This is a genomic window from Dyella nitratireducens (genome assembly GCF_014642835.1).
Lineage (GTDB): Bacteria > Pseudomonadota > Gammaproteobacteria > Xanthomonadales > Rhodanobacteraceae > Dyella_B > Dyella_B nitratireducens.
Genome location: NZ_BMJA01000001.1, coordinates 16,755 through 35,581, shown reverse-complemented (window position 1 = coordinate 35,581; position 18,827 = coordinate 16,755). Strand labels below are relative to the sequence as shown.

16 protein-coding genes are annotated in these 18,827 nt (G+C 62.1%); 12 read left to right on the top strand and 4 right to left on the bottom strand.

Going from position 1 to position 18,827, the window contains the following annotated elements:
* Positions 1-5: 5 nt before the first annotated feature.
* Both IEX75_RS00180 and IEX75_RS00175 read right to left on the bottom strand, forming a co-directional pair.
* Positions 6-1,043 (bottom strand): agmatine deiminase family protein, encoded by a 1,038-nt coding sequence (locus IEX75_RS00180; RefSeq protein WP_188792264.1) that lies wholly within the window; start codon positions 1,041-1,043, stop codon positions 6-8.
* Between the two features lie 253 nt (positions 1,044-1,296).
* Complete coding sequence (locus IEX75_RS00175; RefSeq protein ID WP_188792263.1) at positions 1,297-1,641, bottom strand: hypothetical protein; 345 nt, start codon at positions 1,639-1,641, stop codon at positions 1,297-1,299.
* Between the two features lie 174 nt (positions 1,642-1,815).
* Here IEX75_RS00175 and IEX75_RS00170 point away from each other — a divergent pair, with 174 nt between their 5' ends.
* The 9 genes from IEX75_RS00170 (at position 1,816) to lysS (ending at position 12,951) form a co-directional block, all read left to right on the top strand.
* Positions 1,816-3,708 (top strand): ABC-F family ATP-binding cassette domain-containing protein, encoded by a 1,893-nt coding sequence (locus tag IEX75_RS00170; RefSeq protein ID WP_188792262.1) that lies wholly within the window; start codon positions 1,816-1,818, stop codon positions 3,706-3,708.
* 6 nt (positions 3,709-3,714) lie between these two features.
* Positions 3,715-4,626, top strand: coding sequence for a phosphoglycerate mutase (locus IEX75_RS00165; RefSeq protein WP_188792261.1), 912 nt, complete (start codon positions 3,715-3,717; stop codon positions 4,624-4,626).
* A complete protein-coding gene (gene recJ, locus IEX75_RS00160) occupies positions 4,626-6,344 on the top strand; it encodes a single-stranded-DNA-specific exonuclease RecJ (protein ID WP_188794269.1) in 1,719 nt (572 codons plus the stop codon). The genes IEX75_RS00165 and recJ overlap by 1 nt, the downstream gene beginning before the upstream one ends.
* Before the next feature lie 167 nt (positions 6,345-6,511).
* Positions 6,512-6,877, top strand: a complete 366-nt coding sequence (locus IEX75_RS00155; protein WP_188792260.1) for a SpoIIAA family protein — start codon at positions 6,512-6,514, stop codon at positions 6,875-6,877.
* Positions 6,878-7,203: 326 nt separating this feature from the next.
* Complete coding sequence (gene asnB, locus IEX75_RS00150) at positions 7,204-8,874, top strand: asparagine synthase B (protein WP_188792259.1); 1,671 nt, start codon at positions 7,204-7,206, stop codon at positions 8,872-8,874.
* A 185-nt stretch (positions 8,875-9,059) separates the two neighbouring features.
* Complete coding sequence (locus IEX75_RS00145; protein ID WP_188792258.1) at positions 9,060-9,713, top strand: CPBP family intramembrane glutamic endopeptidase; 654 nt, start codon at positions 9,060-9,062, stop codon at positions 9,711-9,713.
* A 188-nt stretch (positions 9,714-9,901) separates the two neighbouring features.
* A protein-coding gene (prfB, locus tag IEX75_RS00140; protein ID WP_188792257.1) for a peptide chain release factor 2 occupies positions 9,902-11,027 on the top strand; the annotation gives its coding sequence in 2 pieces (ribosomal slippage) (positions 9,902-9,976 and positions 9,978-11,027; 1,125 coding nt in all).
* A 22-nt stretch (positions 11,028-11,049) separates the two neighbouring features.
* Complete coding sequence (locus IEX75_RS00135) at positions 11,050-11,355, top strand: hypothetical protein (protein WP_188792256.1); 306 nt, start codon at positions 11,050-11,052, stop codon at positions 11,353-11,355.
* Between the two features lie 75 nt (positions 11,356-11,430).
* The gene (gene lysS, locus IEX75_RS00130; RefSeq protein WP_188792255.1) at positions 11,431-12,951 is read left to right on the top strand and encodes a lysine--tRNA ligase; all 1,521 of its coding nucleotides are present in this window, start codon (positions 11,431-11,433) and stop codon (positions 12,949-12,951) included.
* A 60-nt stretch (positions 12,952-13,011) separates the two neighbouring features.
* Here the strand turns inward: lysS and IEX75_RS00125 are convergent, their stop codons facing one another.
* Together IEX75_RS00125 and sbcB are read right to left on the bottom strand one after the other, a co-directional pair.
* On the bottom strand, positions 13,012-13,698 hold the full coding sequence (locus IEX75_RS00125) for a DUF2461 domain-containing protein (RefSeq protein WP_188792254.1): 687 nt from the start codon (positions 13,696-13,698) through the stop codon (positions 13,012-13,014).
* Between the two features lie 296 nt (positions 13,699-13,994).
* Positions 13,995-15,443: an exodeoxyribonuclease I gene (gene sbcB, locus IEX75_RS00120; RefSeq protein ID WP_188792253.1), complete on the bottom strand. Its 1,449-nt coding sequence runs from the start codon at positions 15,441-15,443 to the stop codon at positions 13,995-13,997.
* 88 nt (positions 15,444-15,531) lie between these two features.
* On the opposite strand from sbcB, the gene orn reads away from it, so the two are divergent.
* From orn to glmM, 3 genes are all read left to right on the top strand, one after another.
* Positions 15,532-16,101 carry an oligoribonuclease gene (gene orn, locus IEX75_RS00115; protein WP_188792252.1) on the top strand — a complete coding sequence of 190 codons (570 nt, stop codon included), beginning with the start codon at positions 15,532-15,534 and terminating at the stop codon, positions 16,099-16,101.
* Complete coding sequence (folP, locus tag IEX75_RS00110; RefSeq protein WP_188792251.1) at positions 16,098-17,003, top strand: dihydropteroate synthase; 906 nt, start codon at positions 16,098-16,100, stop codon at positions 17,001-17,003. The genes orn and folP overlap by 4 nt, the downstream gene beginning before the upstream one ends.
* Before the next feature lie 308 nt (positions 17,004-17,311).
* A complete protein-coding gene (glmM, locus tag IEX75_RS00105) occupies positions 17,312-18,670 on the top strand; it encodes a phosphoglucosamine mutase (RefSeq protein WP_188792250.1) in 1,359 nt (452 codons plus the stop codon).
* Positions 18,671-18,827: the final 157 nt, after the last annotated feature.

Genomic DNA, 18,827 nt, shown 5'->3' with positions numbered 1-18,827 from the left:
GAGTACTAACCCAACAACCCTGCCGGCAACTGCATGGTGATGCAATGCAGGCTGCCGTTTTGCCAGATCAACGGGCGGCAGGGCACTTGCACCACCACACGGCCAGGATGCGCTTCACCAATGATGCGCGCCGCTTCGTTGTCAGCGGCATCGCCGTAGGCTGGTACCAACACCGCACCATTGACGATCAGGTAATTCGCGTAAGACGCCGCCAGCCGCCGGCCTTCGTCGATGATCGGCTCGGCCCAGGGCAGCGGATACAGCGTATAGGGCTTGCCACCTGGGGTACGCAATGCCGCCAGTTCGTCGCCCATGCGCTGCAACTCGGCATGGTGTACATCATCGGTATCGTCGCACGCTTGGTAGACGATGCGATCGCCCGGCGCAAAGCGCGCCAAGGTATCGATGTGTGCGTCGGTATCGTCGCCTTCCAGGTAACCGTAATCGAGCCATAGCACACGCTTGGCGTGCAGGCCGTCGCGCAGGATATTGCTCATTTCCTCGCGCGATTGTTCCGGATGCCGCTGCGTGAGGCAGCGCCACGTGGTGAGAACGGTACCGACGCCATCACTCTCGATGCCGCCGCCTTCCAACGCCCAATCGATACGTTTGTGCTCAGCCGAGCCGAACACGCCAGCCTGGACCAGTCCGGCGATCAACGCGTCATCCTGCGCCGCGCCGAATTTGCCGCCCCAGCCGGTGAAGCGGAAATCGGTGAGCTGAAAGCGGTTGCCGTCGCCGCGCAAGGTGATCGGCCCCGAATCGCGCAGCCAGGTGTCGTCGTACGGCAATTCCACGAAGCGGATGCGTGAGAGATCAGCATGTGCGGCTTGCAGTTTCGCGGTGGCATGTGCACGCAGAGCAGCATCGGCCACCACGATGATCAGCGGCTGGAAGCGCGTCACGGCCGCCGCCAGCGCGACGTAGGTGGATTCCACTTGTTCGAGCCGCTCGGCCCAGTCGGTGCCGTCATGCGGCCAGGCAATCAACACGGCGGCCTGCGGCTCCCATTCGGCCGGCAGGCGCAAGTTGGAATCGGTCATGGGGACGACACTCGCGTTGAGGGGGAATCGCCCGGCGGCTGCCAGGCAGGCAAGTGCGAAAGTTTACGATGCCGCTGATCGTTGCGCGAGGCAGTCTTTCTTCCGGCGACGCTCAATCTTTCCAGGTGTCATTCCGGCGAACGCCGGAATCCAGTCTAAACACATCGTGCGAAGCACACATAACCTCTTTATGCTGAGTGCTTCGCACAGCATGTTTGTACTGGATTCCGGCGTTCGCCGGAATGACGGCGGGTCAATTCACCACCATCGGATTCCGATTGTTACCGGCCGGTGTATTCAACACCGCATGAATCACATGGCTGTTCTCAAAGTACACGATGAAATTCGAGTACTCCCAACGATTGATGGTTGGGTGATGCGCCGAATCCCCGCCTCGCGGCGAAAGCTTGTGCAGTGGTGCGCCGTACCGCTTCTCCACCTGCTCCATGCTCATGCCGCGTGCCGGCAGGTTCATGGTTTTTTCTTCCTGCACGCGCTGGGTAAGCGTTTCCTGGGCAAGGGCGGCCTGCGACGCGGCCAGCCCGGCGCCGAGGGCCATGGCTGCCAGCAAGGGCAGGGTGTAACGGTGCTTGAACATGATTCCCCTCTCCGCACAAAGCGTTGCCGCGCTGTTTTAGCAGAACCGTGAAGGTCCTGCTACGAGCAAAGCCGGCAGATGTGATGGAGGGCCGATCTGAATGAACCAGAGCGCCCCTGACCGTTATCATGTGCGGCTTCGGGTGCCTTGCCCGGTCCTAGCCTGATTCTCCCCATGATTGCGTTCCGCCACTTTGCTTTGCGCCGCGGCAGCCGTTTGCTGCTTTCCGATATCGACCTCGTCATCCAGAGCGGTTGGCGCCTGGGCGTGGTGGGTCGCAACGGCTGCGGTAAATCCAGCCTGTTTGCCGCCCTCCAGGGACAGCTCGAGGCCGATGCGGGCGAGCTGGATATGCCGGCCAAGCTGCGCCTGGCTTCGGTAGCGCAGGAAACCCCGGCCTTGCCCGACCCGGCCATCGACTACGTGATGGGCGGCGACGTGGAACTGGCCACCGCCATACGCGACGAGGCCGATGCCCAGGCACGCGGTGACACCGAGGCGATGGCGCGCGCCCATCACCGCATCGAAGAGCTGCACGGCTACGACGCCCGCGCCCGCGCCGGCCGTCTGCTGCACGGACTCGGCTTCAGCCCGGAAACGCATGAACGCGCGGTATGCGAGTTCTCCGGCGGTTGGCGCGTGCGCCTGAACCTGGCCCGCGCCCTGATGGCACCGTCCGAGCTGCTGCTGCTCGACGAGCCCACCAACCACTTGGACCTGGATGCCGTGCTGTGGCTGGAAGAATGGCTGCGCCGCTACCAGGGCACCTTGCTGGTGATCTCGCATGACCGCGAATTCCTCGACGGCGTGATCACCCACACCCTGCATCTCAACGAGGGCAGGGGGAAGCTCTACAGCGGCAACTACAGCGCCTTCGAACGTCAGCGTGCTGAGCAATTGCGCTTGCAGCAGATCGCGCACGAACGCGAGCAGGCGGAGCGTGCGCACCTGCAATCCTTCATCGATCGCTTCAAGGCCAAGGCCAGCAAGGCCAAGCAGGCGCAGTCGCGCATGAAGCGGCTGGAAAAGATCTCGGGAACGGAAGCGGTCAGGGCGGAACGTCCATTCCATTTCCAGTTCGCGGTGCCGGATCGCTTGCCGGATTCGATGCTGCAGTTGGAAGACGTGGAAGCGGGCTATCCCGGCGAAGCCGGTGCGCTGCCTGCCATCATTCTTCGTGACGTACGTTTCCGCCTGGAAGCCGGCGAACGCCTCGGTCTCCTCGGCCCCAACGGCGCCGGTAAGTCCACCTTGGTGAAAACCCTCGTCGGTGAATTGCTCCCCCTGCAGGGCGAGCGCAAAGCGCACAAAGATCTGAAAATCGGCTACTTCGCCCAGCACACGGTGGAAAGCCTGCGCGAAGGCGCCAGCCCCTTCGACCACCTACAGGACAAGGCGCCCGGCGTCAGTGCACAAGCGCTGCGTGATTTTCTCGGCGGCTGGAATTTCGCGGGCGATCGCGCCTTCGAGTCCGTCGACGGCTTTTCCGGCGGCGAGCGCGCACGCCTCGCACTCGCCTTGATCGCGTGGGACAAACCCAACCTGCTGCTGCTCGACGAACCCACCAACCACCTCGACCTCGACATGCGCGAAGCCCTGGCCGATGCGCTGGCCGATTTCGATGGCGCACTGGTGCTGGTGTCGCATGATCGCCATCTGCTCGGCATGGTCTGCGACAGCTTCTGGCGCGTGGCCGATCACAAAGTGGAGTCGTTCGATGGCGACCTGGACGATTACGCCCGCTGGCTGCGTGCACGCGGCGCCGCGCCCAAGAAAACGGAGTCGGAAGGCAAACCGGTTGAATCCGCCGCGGATCGCCGCCGCGCCGCTGCCGCGCAGCGCGAAAGCGAAAAGGCATCACGCCAGCGCGTGAAGAAAATCGAAACGCGCGTCGCTGCCATCGACGAAGAGCTGACCAAGCTGGAACAGAAGCTCGCCGATCCCCAAACCTACAACGGCCCCACCGCCGAACTGATGAAGCTCGGCCAGCGCCAGGCCGAACTGCGCAAAGAAAAGGAAACCCTCGAAGCCGAGTGGCTCGAGTTGTACGAGCTGCTCGAAGCCTGACCCACGATGGATAACGTACCGCGAACCTTGGAATGTTGGCTGCCGGCCTGGCAGCGTTTCGATCACTCACATCCGTTACGTGCGTGGCTGCAGCGTGCGGATCGTCTTGCCGATGGTGCCGTGGGCTACCTCGGTGGTCTGGCGGCGTATTTTCGATGCGAAGGCGGCATGCCGGCGGGCGCGCTCATTCGTGACTATTTGACCGGCGATGCGGGCGACAGCTGCTGGCTCAGCGCCGACCCGGCCTGGGTGCAGCCGGATATGACCGGCGCGCGACTGATGGCTTGCGGCCAGCTGCCGTTGAGCATGGACGAAGCTGACGAGTTGGCCGAGCCGTTGCAAGCTGTGTTTGCCGACGAAGGCATGAAGCTGGAGGTCTCTTCGCCGCAACGCTGGCATCTGCGCTTGCCGGCGGAAAACGCCTTGCCCGATTTCGCCGCACCCGAGGCCGCACTCGGCGAAGATCTGTACGAGCACCTGCCCGAAGGCGCCCAAGCACGCCGCTGGCGCATGTTGTTCAATGAAGTGCAGGTACTGCTGCATCAACATCCGCTCAACGCGCAACGGCGCGAACGTGGATTGCCGCCGGTCAATAGCTTGTGGTTCTGGGGCGGTGGCGTGTTGCCGGCACGTATCGACACTGCGTTGAGCGGCGTGATCGGTGAAGACCTGCTGTTGTTGGCACTGGCGAAACGCGCCGGCATTCCCGCGCAACGACGCACCCGGCTGGATTCGGCCAAGGCAGGCTGGTTGATCGACCTGCAGGACGAGCCGGTGGATGCCATTGCTGCCGAGTGGTGGCCTGCTTTGCAACAACTGTGCAAACGCGAACCGGTGCTGTTTGCCTTCGCCAGCGGCGAGCGCTGGCTGCATCGTCCCTGGCACCGCGTGCGCTTTTGGCGGCGGAGCAAACCGTGATGCGCCAAGTGTTGAAGCGGCGCCCTCTGCTGGGTGAACCGGCAGGCTGGGGCGAGGCCGTGCATCCCGTGTTGCAACGTATCTATGCCGCGCGCGGTGTGTTGAGTCCCGAACACGCCGAGCATCGCTTGAATCGTCTTTTATCGCCGCAGCATTTGAGCGGCATGCAGCAGGCTGTCGTGTTGCTGGCGGAAGCGATCCGCAACGACATATCGATCGTCATCGCCGGCGACTACGATTGCGACGGCGCCACCGGCAGCGCGGTGGCCGTGCGCGGCTTGCGCATGCTCGGTGCGCAGCGCGTGGACTATGTCGTGCCCAACCGCTTCGTGCACGGCTACGGGCTTACGCCGGAACTGGTGGCCTCATTGCCATCGCATGCGCAGCTGATCGTGACCGTCGACAATGGCATCGCCAGCATGGCCGGCGTGGCGGCCGCCCATGCGCGTGGCATGCGCGTGATCGTCACCGACCACCATCTGCCCGGTGATCATGTGCCGGAAGCGGATGCCATCGTCAATCCCAATGTGCACGGCGATGACTTTCCCAGCAAAGCACTGGCCGGCGTCGGCGTGATGTTCTACGTGCTGCTGGCCTTGCGTGCGCATCTGCGCGAGCAAGACTGGTTTGCAACGAAACCCGAACCTGATTTATCGGTACTCCTGGATCTGGTGGCGCTGGGCACGGTGGCCGACCTGGTGCCGCTGGATTACAACAATCGCGTGCTGGTGGAAGCCGGTATGAAACGCCTGCGTAGCGGTCGCGGTTGCGCCGGCATTCTGGCCTTGATCGACGTCAGCCAGCGCAGCGTGGCTTCGCTGTGTGCCAGCGATTTCGCGTATGCCATCGGGCCGCGTTTGAATGCTGCGGGCCGACTGGAAGACATGCGGCTGGGCGTCGAATGCCTGCTCACCGATGACGCCGTACAGGCGCGCCGTTACGCCGAGCTGTTGAGTTCCATCAATCAGGAACGCCGCGATCTGCAAGCCACCATGGTGGCCGAAGCAGAAGTGATGGTGGCCGGCGCGGCAAACATCGATGTGCAAACAATGGGCGTCACGTTGTTCGAACCAAGCTGGCATGCCGGCGTAGTGGGCTTGGTCGCTTCCAAATTGAAGGAACGCCTGCATCGCCCGGTGATCGCCTTCGCGCCGGCGGGCGAGGACGATCCCGATCACCTGCGTGGCTCAGCGCGCTCCATATCCGGCTTTCACATCCGCGATGCGTTGGCGGTGGTCGATGCGCGCCATCCCGGTTTGATCGAGCGCTTCGGTGGTCACGCCATGGCCGCAGGACTCAGCTTGCCCGCGCGGCACTACCCCCGTTTCGCCGAAGCTTTTGACGCGGTAGCGCGCGAATGGCTGAGCGAAGAACAGCTGCAGGCCGTGCTCTACACCGATGGCGAAATGCCGGCCGGCATGTTCACCCTGGAGATGGCGCGCATGCTGCGCTTCGCCGGCCCTTGGGGGCAGGCCTTTCCCGAGCCGGTGTTCGAAAACCGCTTCGAATGCTTCAGCTGGCGACCGATGGGCGAGCGGCATCTGCGCCTCAGCTTGCGCGATCCGCGTGACGATGCGGTACATGATGCGGTGATGTTCAATGCCTATGAAGGCAAGCCGCCGCCGGCAATGATGCGTGCGGCGTATGAGCTCACTATCAATGATTGGCAGGGCAGGGAATCACCAAGGCTTCTGCTGCGCTACATGGAACCCGTGTAGGTTGGGGTGCAAACCCCAACATCGCTACCTTGATTGACATCATCATGTTGGGGTTTACACCCCAACCTACGCGTTGGTCGCCGGAAAATTTCACGCCGTTTCACTTGTGCGGCTGTTCAAATCGCGCTTGGATACTACTCTCAGACGAAGCATCAAGGAGCATCGTCATGATCGAGCAACTCCCTTCGCTCCCCGCCGGTATTCTCGGCTTCCGCATGCGCGGCCTGGTCACCGCGCAAGACTACGAAAACATCATGGTGCCGGACATCGAGGCAGCCTTCGCGCTGAATCGCAAACTGCGCCTGGTGATCCACATCGGCGACGATTTCACCGGCTTCGCGCCCGGTGCGATGTGGGACGATGTAAAGCTGGGTTTCCGCCACATCAGTGGCTGGGAACGCACGGCACTGGTCACCGACGTGGGCTGGGTACGTGTAATGTCCAGCATGTTCGGCTTCGCCATGCCCATGCACTTCAGGTTGTTTGCGGACGCCGAGCTCGATGAGGCCCTGCGCTGGGTGTCATCGACATAAGCCGGTACGTTGGCCGGTCCCAAACCCGGCAGGACGGCCGGCCTAGGTAACAGTTGTAACCGTTGCGCGCGGTACGGACTTGTGTTTTAGTCGACCGCATGCACACCTACTTTGTCAGCCTTCTCGCCAACCACGCCGCCTTCGCGGCGCGCGCTGCCGTGGCTGCAACAGTCCTGAATAACAACGCCAATAACAATAACCGCAACCGCGGACGGGCCGGCGTGTAGAAGTAAGCAGCAACCAGACACACGCAAAAGGGCCCGCCAAGTGCGGGCCCTTTTGTTTCTAGCGTTTCACTCTACCAGCGAGCTAAAGGAAATCCCATCATGTGCGCCATCTTTGGAATGTTCGATCTTCAGCCGGGCGACGATCTGGCTGCGTTACGCCTGCTAGCCCTGGAGTTGTCGCAACGACAGCGCCATCGCGGGCCGGATTGGAGCGGGGTGTTCGTGGATGCCGGGGTGATCCTGGTGCACGAGCGCCTGGCCATCGTCGATCCGGCCAGCGGCGCGCAGCCGCTACGGTCTCGCGATGGACACCTGGCGCTGGCGGTGAACGGCGAGATCTACAACCATCGTGAGCTGCGCGCGCACAGCAGCTACGACTTCACCACCGGCTCCGACTGCGAAGTGATCAACGCGCTCTACCGCGAACACGGCGCGGATTTCCTCAACAAGCTCAACGGCATTTTTGCGTTCGCCCTGTGGGATGGCGATGCGAAGCGCTATCTGATCGCGCGCGACCCCATGGGCGTGTGTCCGCTGTATTGGGGGCATGATGCGCAAGGCCGGCTGTGCGTCGCCTCGGAAATGAAGGCACTGGTGGGTGTTTGCGCCGACGTCGCACCGTTTCCGCCGGGCCACGCATACGACAGCATCACGGGCGAATTGCAGCGCTACTACCAGCGTCCGTGGCGTGAGTATTCAGCGACCAAAGGCCATGGCCCCGGCGAACTGCGCCAGGCATTCGAACAGGCCGTGCATCGTCAGTTGATGACGGACGTGCCGTATGGCGTGCTGCTTTCTGGCGGTTTGGATTCTTCGCTGGTCGCCGCCTGCGCGGCCCGCTTCGCACGCGAGCGTGTGGAAGACGATGACCGCAGCGAAGCCTGGTGGCCGCGCCTGCATTCCTTTGCCATCGGTCTGGAAGGCTCGCCTGATCTGGTTGCTGCGAAAGTCGTTGCCGATGCACTCGGCACCGTGCATCACGGTTTCATCTACAACTTCTGGGAAGGGTTAGACGCGCTGCCGGAAGTGATTCGCCATATCGAAACCTATGACGTCACCACCATTCGTGCCTCCACCCCCATGTACTTGCTCGCACGCCGCATCAAGGCGATGGGCGTGAAGATGGTGCTGTCCGGCGAAGGTTCCGATGAAATCTTCGGCGGCTATCTGTATTTCCACAAAGCACCGTCGGCTGAAGCTTTCCATGAAGAAACCGTGCGCAAGCTCGATGCCTTGCACAGCTATGATTGCTTGCGCGCAAACAAATCGATGATGGCCTGGGGTGTCGAAGCGCGCGTGCCCTTCCTGGATCTGGAATTCATGGAAGCCGCCATGAGCATGGACGCCCAGCACAAGATGGCGGGCAAGGGGCGTATCGAAAAAGCCGTACTGCGCGAAGCCTTCGCGGGTGCGCTGCCGGAATTGATCCTGTGGCGGCAGAAGGAGCAATTCAGCGATGGCGTGGGCTACGGCTGGATCGATGGCTTGAAAGCGCACGCCGAGCAGGCGGTCAGCGATCGTGAATTTGCCGCCGCTGCATCGCGCTATCCGTTCAACACGCCGGCCACGAAAGAGGCATATCTGTATCGCCGCATCTTCGAGAAGTTCTTCCCCGGCGAAGCGTGTGCGGCGACAGTGCCAGGCGGCAAGTCGATCGCATGCTCGTCGCCTGCCGCGTTGGCGTGGGACCCCGCGTTTGCGGCGATGGCCGATCCATCAGGACGTGCGGTGCGTGATGTGCATGCACATGCGCTTGAAGCAACGCCGTAAACGCAATGGCTCGTCGTCCCGGCGAACGCCGGGACCCAGGGCCTTTCGCTTTGAGTCGCTAGGCCCCGGCTTTCGCCGGGGCGACGACGGTGAGGCAAGCAACGTAGGTCTATGGCAGAAGTGGCGTTGTCCCACCCCTCACCCTGGCTGTAGCGTGTAGGTAGGGTGGGCCAACGGGGAAACCGATGCTTGTGCTCAAGCTCTTGCGATCAGTAGCGCTAACGCTGCTGCTGTTTCTGGCGATCTACATGCCCGCTTTCCTGATCGTATCGGCGTTGCATCTGACGCCCACGGCGATGGTGCCCGCGGTCATCGCCCTCACCCTGGTAACAACCTGCGCATTGATGGGATGGGCCATTCAACAACGATGGCTCACAGCGGAAGACTTTGGCTGGCAATGGCCGGCGTATCGATATGTACTTTATGCCCTCGCACTCGGCGTATTGCTGGGTACCGTCGTGACCGTGGTGCTTGCACACGCCAATGAGCCCGGCATGCCGGAGGGCGTGCACCTTGCTCCCTGGCAGGCTTATTTGTGTTTTGCGCTGGGCGCTCCCGTGCAGGAAGAGGTGGTGTTCCGCGGACTGCTGCAGTCCACGCTGGCCCGGAGCCTTTTGAGCGCACGCCTGCGCGTCGCATTGGCTGGTATTGCTGCATCGCTGTCCATTGCGTTGCTATTCGGGGTCATCCACCTGAAGGTGGGGCCGGTGACGGCCTGCGCTGCTTGTCTCCTCGGGGTACTGGCAGGCGAATTGAAGCGCTACAGCGGCAGCCTGCTGCCCGGCATCCTTTGCCACGCGTTGTTCAATCTGGGCGGTCTGCTGCTGGCATTCGGTTGAGCGCCCGTAGGTTGGGGTGCGAACCCCAACATCGCCATGTCCATGCATACCACTATGTTGGGGTTTGCACCCCAACCTACCGAGCGCGCCTCCTAAGGCCCTCAACTAGGCGCCTTCGCACCCGGTTTGCTACGATTGACGTTTATCTTGCGCTCATTGGGCGCCATCCCTTCAGGGTTCAACCACACATGATCGAAACCAATCCGATCCTTGCGCAGATCGCGGACCTCACGGCCCGTATCGAGTCGCTTAGGGGGTATCTTTGACTACGACGCCAAGCGTGAGCGTCTGGAAGAAGTAAGCCGCGAACTGGAAAGCCCCAGCATCTGGGACAATCCGCCCCACGCGCAGGAACTGGGCCGCGAACGCGCCCGTCTCGACACCATCGTCAGCGGCATCGACCGCATCACCTCCGGCCTGGCCGATGCCGGCGAGCTGCTGGAAATGGCTGCCGCCGACGGCGACGAAGCCACCGTGCAATCCGTGCAGACCGACGTCGGCAAGCTCGACGCCGAGGTAAGCAAGCTGGAATTCCAGCGCATGTTCTCCGGCAAGATGGATTCGGCCAATGCCTTCGTCGATATCCAGGCCGGTGCCGGCGGCACCGAGGCGCAGGACTGGGCCGAAATGCTGCTGCGCATGTACCTGCGCTGGTGCGAATCGCGCGGCTGGAAAACCGAGCTGATGGAAGTCAGCGCCGGCGACGTGGCCGGCATCAAGTCCGCCACCTTCCGCGTGGAAGGCGATTACGCCTACGGCTGGCTGAAAACCGAAATCGGCGTACACCGCCTGGTGCGCAAGAGCCCGTTCGATTCCGACAACCGCCGCCACACCAGCTTCACCTCGGTGTTCGTGTCGCCGGAAGTCGATGACGATATAGACATCGAGATCAATCCGGCTGATTTGAAGACCGACGTGTACCGCTCGTCCGGCGCCGGTGGTCAGCACGTCAACAAAACCGAGTCGGCGGTGCGTATTACCCACGTACCCAGCGGTGTGGTGGTGGCCTGCCAGACCGAGCGCAGCCAGCACGCCAACCGCGACCGCGCGATGAAGATGCTGGCCGCCAAGCTGTACGAACTGGAGATCCAAAAGCGCAACGCCGAAAAGGATGCGCTGGAAGCGACCAAGTCCGACATTGGCTGGGGCAGCCAGATCCGCAATTACGTGTTGGACCAGAGCCGCATCAAAGACCTGCGCACCGGCGTGGAACGCACCGACACCCAAAAGGTGCTGGATGGCGATCTCGACGATTTCATCGAGGCCAGCCTGAAAGCCGGATTGGATGCGGGTGCCAAGCGCGTCGATGCGTGATCACTGATCGAGGAGTCACGATATGAACGGCAAAACGATGCTGTTGGCATGTGCCAGCGTGCTGTTTTTCAGCCATGTCGCAAACGCCGCCGGCCAGGGCGTCAAGCAGGATGCCAAAGATGCCGGACACGCGATCGGCAACGGTGCACGCGACGTGGGTCATGCCACGGCGCACGTCGCCAAAACGGTCGGCCATGGCGCGAAAGAAGCGGGCCAGGGTATCGGGCATGGTGCGAAAGAAGTAGGGCACGGCGTCGCGCACGGTACGCGCGAAGGCTGGGATGCCACCAAGCACGCCGTCAAGCATGTGTTCGGCAAAGATGATTGATGGGCGTTTGACCATCAGCGATACATAAAGAAGCGCTTGGCACTCGATTTGAGCGCCGGCAGCAATGGAATCTCCATGACTGACACCACCGACAACCTGCCCATTGACGAAAACAAGCTGATCGCCGAACGCCGCGAAAAGCTGAAAACGCTGCGCGAGCAGGGCATTGCCTTCCCGAACGACTTCAAGGTCGACAGCTTCGCCGGTGATTTGCAGGCGGAGTTCGAAGACAAGGAACAGCACACCGCAGAAGTCATCGAAGCACTGGCACGCCAGGTGAAAATCGCCGGCCGCATCGTGCTCAAGCGCGTGCAAGGCAAGGTCAGCTTCGTGCAGATACAGGATTTCACCGGCCGCATCCAGCTGTTCATCCACCAGGGCACGGTGGGCGAAGCGACGTACGATGCCTTCAAGGGTTGGGACGTCGGCGACTTGGTGGGTGCCGAAGGTGTGCTCATGCGCACCAAGACTGGCGAGCTGTCGGTGAAGGTACAAACGCTGCGCCTGCTCACCAAGAGCCTGCGCCCGCTGCCCGACAAGTGGCACGGCCTGGCCGACGTGGAACAGCGCTATCGCCAGCGCTACGTCGACCTGATCGTCACCGAGGAAGCGCGTCGCGCTTTCATGCTGCGCTCGAAGATCATCGGCTACATCCGCAAGTGGCTGGAAGCCGAGCCGTACCGCTTCATGGAAGTGGAAACGCCGATGATGCACATCATTCCCGGCGGCGCCACGGCGCGACCCTTCATCACGCACCACAACGCGCTGGATATCGATCTTTATCTGCGCGTGGCGCCGGAACTGTATCTAAAGCGCCTGGTGGTGGGTGGCTTCGACCGCGTCTACGAGATCAACCGCAACTTCCGCAACGAGGGCGTGTCCACGCGGCACAACCCCGAATTCACCATGCTGGAGCTGTACCAGGCCTACGCCACCTATCACGAGATCATGGACCTCACCGAGGCGATGATCCGCGAGACGGCGAAGAACGTACTGGGTACCACCCAGCTCGCCTCGGAAGGCGCCGAGATCGACGTCGGCCCCGCCTTTCGCCGCTGGCGCATGGAAGATGCCGTGCTGGAACTCAACCCCGACATCAAGCGCGAAGAACTGCGCAATCGCGACGCCATGGCGGCGCACGCCAAGCGTCTGGGCGTGCAGGTCAAGCCTGGTTACGGTTGGGGCAAGCTGCTGCTGGAAATCTTTGAGAAAACGGTGGAGCACACCCTGGTGCAGCCCACCTTCATCATCGACCACCCGGTGGAAGTCTCGCCGCTCGCGCGCGAGAACGATATCGACAAGGGCATCACCGATCGCTTCGAGCTGTTCATCAACGGCAAGGAACTCGCCAACGGCTTCTCCGAGTTGAACGATCCGGAAGACCAGGCCGCGCGCTTCCAGGCGCAGGTGGATGCGAAGGAGTCGGGTGACGACGAAGCCATGCACTTCGATGCCGATTACATTCGTGCGCTGGAAGTGGGTTTGCCGCCGACGGGCGGGCTTGGCGTGGGTATCGATCGACTGGTGATGTTGTTGACCAACTCGTCGTCGATTCGTGACGTGTTGTTGTTCCCGTACATGCGCCCGGAGGCGTAAGCGTGATGCTCGTCATTCCGGTTTTCGCCGGAATGACGCTGAGGTGGGATTTCGGTTGCGCTAAAACTCCAATTCCTGCGCCGCACACAAATAATCAATCATCGGCGCCAGCCGCTTGTAACTGGCCACCATATACGGCAACAACTCCGCCGAACACGCCAGCGCTTCATCAAACTGCTCGCCTGCCGCAAAGTCCTTGCGTTTCAGATCCTCGATCAGCTCATGCTCCGGATCAAATCCGCGCGGCGGTCGCGTCAATGATTCACCCCAGAACGCAAAATGATCGCGGAACGCCTTGCTCTGCACCGCGCGCTTCCACGCGGCCGGATTATCAGCAAGAAAAGCACGCAGCCGCTTCAACGCATCCGGCTCCGGATGCCACATGCCGCCGCCGACAAAGCAATCGCCCGGCTTGATATGCACGTAGAACGAAGGTGCCGGAATCTCATGCCGCCGCTCATGGAAAAAGCGCGCACTGGCCCAGGGCTTGTACGGCTCCTTGTCGTTCGAGAACCGCGTATCGCGATAGACGCGGAACAGCGAGCCACCCATCTTGCGCGGATCGGCGCGGAAGTGCGCGCTTATTTTCGCCAGCGGAGCCTGCATGTCGCTGATCAGCTCCAGAAACGGATCGCGCACGTCGCGCTCGTATTCGGCTTTGTGCTTCTGGAACCATTCGCGGTTGTTGTTGCGGGCCAGGCTTTTGAGGAAGCGGAATGTGGCAGGCGAGAAGTAGGCGCGTGGCATGATGGTTCGATTCTCGTAGGTTGGGGTGCAAACCCCAACAATGGTGACATAGACGGCGATATTCGGGTTTGCTCCCGATATACCCCACGTTTCTTGCTTCAGGAGCGTCGCTCGCCGCGAAAAAGTCAGTCTTGCCTCGACGTCATTCCGGCGAAGGCCGGAATCCATGCTTCGCACTGGCGATGGATTCCGGCCTTCGCCGGAATGACGACTCGCTCTGAAACAGCATCGACGCTAACTTCGGCTCTTGCCGGAAAAACAGAAAAGTGGGGATGCATCAGGGTTTGCACCCCAACCTACGCAAGCGCAATGCCAGCCTCAGCCGCAACCTGCTCACCCCAAACTTGCAACTGATCCAACACCGCACCCTTATCGCGCCCCAGCGGATCATTGCGCAGCATCACGAGTTTCGCGAAATACTCCGACAACGTCAGCGTCGTAAGCGGCGTAGCCCGCGTCAGCCGTTGAATGCGAAACGCTTCCCACCGCTCCCGTTCCTCCGGCGTCAACGTCTCCGGCCAATTGCGCGCCCGATAACGGAACAGCAACTCCGGATAACGCGCATCGCGAAACTCGAACTTGCGCGCCCCCAACTGCTCCGGCGGCGTCGCCCGCACGTCGCGCAGCAAACGCTTGTCGGCATCGGGCAGAAAACCGCCATACAGCGCCAACTCCGGATCTTCCGGCGGCGGCAGCTCGGCCGCCCGCTGGAAAATGCGGCGCAACTTATCCGCCAGATTCGTCGCGGCACGCAAGGTATCGGCATGCGCCAGACAGCGATCCACGTCCAATGGTAGCCGCGCGAGATCCACACCTTTCAGCACCGACAACGGCGCCAGTGCGGGGGAGCGATTTGCATGCACGGTGCGCAGCGGAATGCGCTCCACACCTTCCGGCAGATCGGCGCGCGCAGTAAACATGCGATCGATGATGTCGTCGACCTCCAGCGTCAGCAGATCGCTGGGATCCTGCGCGAGGTCGTACACGATGATTTCACCCGCCCGAGCCGGATGCACCGCCAACGGCATGATGATCGCCAGGCAACCACGGCTGGCCGGGTAACGCGATGACACATGCACCAGCGGCGTCATGGCGGTGAGGTCCAGCAGCTCGAACACGCGCTGCTTGCGGCGCAGGCTGAAATGCCAGTCCCACAAGCGCGGCTGGCGCACGCGGATCAGGCGTGCCAGATCGATCAGCGCATACACATCGGAGAGCGCATCGTGCGCGCGGTCCTGCCGAAGATGATTGGCGGTGGCCAGGTGTTCCAGCTTGAAGCTTCGGGTGCCGTCCTCATGCGTGGGCCACTCGATGCCTTCGGGTCGCAGTGCAGCGCACATGCGGACAAGGTCGATCAGGTCCCAGCGCGAATTGCCGTTCTCCCATTCGCGCCCATACGGCTCGAAAAAATTCCGGTACAACAGCTGGCGCGTGAATTCGTCGTCAAAGCGCAAGGAGTTGTAACCCACGCCACAGGTACCTGGCGCAGCAAGCTGCTCATGCACGCGTGCGGCGAAATCGGCCTCGATCAACCCGTCGCGCTCAGCCTGCTGCGGGGTGATGCCGGTGATCAGGCAGGACTCCGGGCTGGGCGGCATCTCCCGCGGCGGCTTGCCGTAGAACATCACCGGCTCGTCGATGATTTCCAGCTCCAGGTTGGTGCGGATGCCGGCAAACTGGATCGGCCGGTCCCGGCGCGTATCGGTGCCGAAGGTTTCGTAGTCGTGCCAGAAGAGGGTGTGCATGGGCAAATGATAGGGGAAGCGGGCAGCTGAGACGGGGGTAATGAGGAAGTGGCTTGGCTCTTGCTAAACTGCGCCGTCAGGAGGGCGCATGAGCCAAGCGAACGAAGACAACCTCATCTGGATCGACCTGGAAATGACCGGTCTGGATACCGATAACGATTCGATCCTCGAGATCGCCACCATCGTCACCGACAAGGATCTGATCGTTCTAGCCGAAGGCCCCGTCTTCGCGATCCACCATGAGGTGGAGCGGTTGGAAGCGATGGATACCTGGAACCGCAACCAGCACCGCCGATCCGGCCTGTGGGATCAGGTGTTGGACTCCACCTGCACGCATGCGCAAGCAGAGCAGGCCACGCTGGAGTTTCTCAAGCCGTGGGTGATGCCGGGCAAGTCGCCGATGTGCGGCAATTCCATCTGCCAGGATCGCCGCTTCCTGCATCGGCAGATGCCGCAACTGGAACGCTTCTTCCACTATCGCAATCTGGACGTGTCCACGCTGAAAGAACTGGCACGTCGCTGGGCGCCGACCATCGGTCGCGGTTTCTCCAAAGAATCGGCACACACGGCACTGTCGGATATTCGCGACTCCATCGACGAACTGCGCTACTACCGCCAATTCATGGGCGCGCTCGGCGGTGCGGAGCATTGCACATGACCACCGACATGTTCGCCACGGTGCTGGATTGCAACGGCCGGCCGTTGACGCTGGATCGTCCGCGCGTGGTGGGCATCATCAACGTGACACCGGATTCGTTCTCCGACGGCGGCCAGTTTTCCAGCGTGGAAGCCGCAGTGGAACACGGCCTGCGGCTGGCGGAAGAGGGCGCCGACATGCTCGACGTCGGCGGCGAATCCACTCGCCCCGGCGCGGCGGATGTTGCCGTCGAAGACGAATTGCAGCGGGTCATTCCCGTCATCGAGCAATTGGTGGCGCGCACCTCGCTGCCGATCGCCGTCGACACGTCGAAACCCGAAGTGATGCGCGCCGCCGTAGCGGCCGGCGCCGGCATGATCAACGACGTGTATGCCCTGCGCCGTGAGGGCGCCTTGGACGCTGCATCCGAACTGCGCGTGCCGATCTGCCTGATGCACATGCAAGGCGAGCCGCGTAGCATGCAAGACGAACCGCACTACGACGACGTGGTCGGCGAAGTGCATCGTTTCCTCACCGATCGCCTGTTCGCCTGCGAATTGGCCGGCATCGATCGGCGCAAAGTAATGGTCGACCCTGGTTTTGGCTTCGGCAAAAACCTGGAACACAACCTTGCACTGCTGCGTAAAGTGCAGCGCTTCGCCGATCTTGGCAGTGGCGTTTACGTGGGGCTGTCGCGCAAGTCGATGATCGGCACGCTCACCGGCCGCAAAGACCCCGCCGACCGCGCCGCCGGTTCGGTGGCTGCGGCGCTGATCGCCGTGCAACGCGGTGCACGCATGGTGCGCGTGCACGATGTGGCAGCTACTGTGGATGCATTGAAGGTGTGGCATGCCGTGCAAGCTGGCGACACACCGGAGCGGCATGACAAGCAGAAAATGCCGAGTTGGCCGGATGATGAGTAAGGCCTGATCTGCTCATTCCCGATAGGGCAAGTGGGAAGCGTTGGCAGGAAATACCCATTACCTCAAGGCCGTCATTCCCGCGAAAGCGGGAATCCATCTTGCTCTGATGCATCGTTGAAAATGGATTCCCGCTTTCGCGGGAATGACGGCCATACTGGAAAATGGCTTTATCTCGGATACCTCCAAGTTCCCCCGGCAAACGGGCGAGGGCCAATATGAGGCATAGCTAACCGCCCGGTGTAGCATTCACGCCCTGGCGACGCCCTTGTCCCTATTTCCTGACTTCCGCTCCTCAAGACAGACTTTTCATGAACCAACGCAAATATTTCGGTACCGACGGCATCCGTGGCCGCGTAGGCCAGTGGCCCATCAGCGCGGATTTCATGCTGCGGCTGGGGCGGGCGCTCGGCGTGGTGCTGGGCCGGGAGAAGAAATCCTCCCGCCGCCCGTTGGTACTGATCGGCAAGGACACCCGCGTTTCCGGCTACATGTTCGAATCCGCCCTGGAAGCCGGCCTGGCCGCCGCGGGGGCGGACGTTCGCCTGTTCGGTCCCATGCCCACGCCGGCCGTGGCTTACCTCACCCGCAGCCTGCGCGCCGATGCTGGCATCGTGATCAGCGCTTCGCACAATCCGCACTACGACAACGGCATCAAGTTTTTCTCCACGCAAGGCGAAAAACTCTCCGACGAAATCGAAGCCGCCATCGAACTGGAAGCCGATGCACCGTTCACCACCGTGGATTCGGAACATCTCGGCAAAGTGATCCGCGTCACCGACGTCATCACGCGCTATGCGGAATTCTGCAAATCCACCGTGCCGGAAGATTTCAGCCTGGCCGGCATGAAGATCGTGCTCGATTGCGCGCACGGCGCCACCTACCAAGTCGCACCGAAAGTGTTCAGCGAGCTGGGTGCGAACGTGCACACCATTGGCGACAAGCCGGATGGCTTCAACATCAACCACAACGTTGGCTCCACGCACCCCGAAGCACTGCAGCGCGCGGTGGTGGAGCAGGGCGCCGATATCGGCTTTGCGTTCGATGGCGACGGTGATCGCGTGCAAGTGGTGGATCGCCACGGCGTGCTTGGCGATGGCGACGACATGCTCTACGTGCTGGCGCACAGCTGGCAGTCGCGCGGGCTGCTCAAAGGTCCGGTCGTCGGCACGCTGATGAGCAACTACGGCCTGCAAAAGGCACTGGCAGGCCTGGGCGTGGACCTGATCCGCGCCAATGTCGGCGACCGTTTCGTGCTGCAGAAACTGAAGGAGCACGACGGCATATTGGGTGGCGAAACGTCTGGCCATTTGCTGTGCCTGGATCGTGCCACCACCGGTGACGGCATCGTCGCCGCGCTGGCCGTGCTCGAAGCGCTGAAGCTGTCCGGCCAGGATCTCAGCAGCGCGCGCCAGGGCCTGAAAAAAATGCCGCAGGTGATGATCAACGTGCGTGCGGCCGGCGCACGCGAAGCCCTCAACAGCGACGCCGTGCGCAAGGCACTGGCCGATACCGAGCAGGCCTTGCTTGGCCGCGGCCGCGTCGTGCTGCGCGCCTCCGGCACCGAGCCGCTGGTGCGGGTGACCGTTGAAGCCGCCGACGAAGCCGAAGTGCGTCAGATGGCAGAACGTCTTGCGGACGTCGTAAAATCCGCCACCGAACGCTCGTGAACCAGTAACGCTGCCCTGCGCAGCGTTACAAACAGATGCCAGGTCGCCATGGAGTGGAGCCTGTCTGGCTTGACGCAGACATGGCCCAAAGGCCCGACGTGCACCGCCCCTGCGGTGGCGGCCACAAAATCGACCGTACGCCTACCTGGAAAACAGC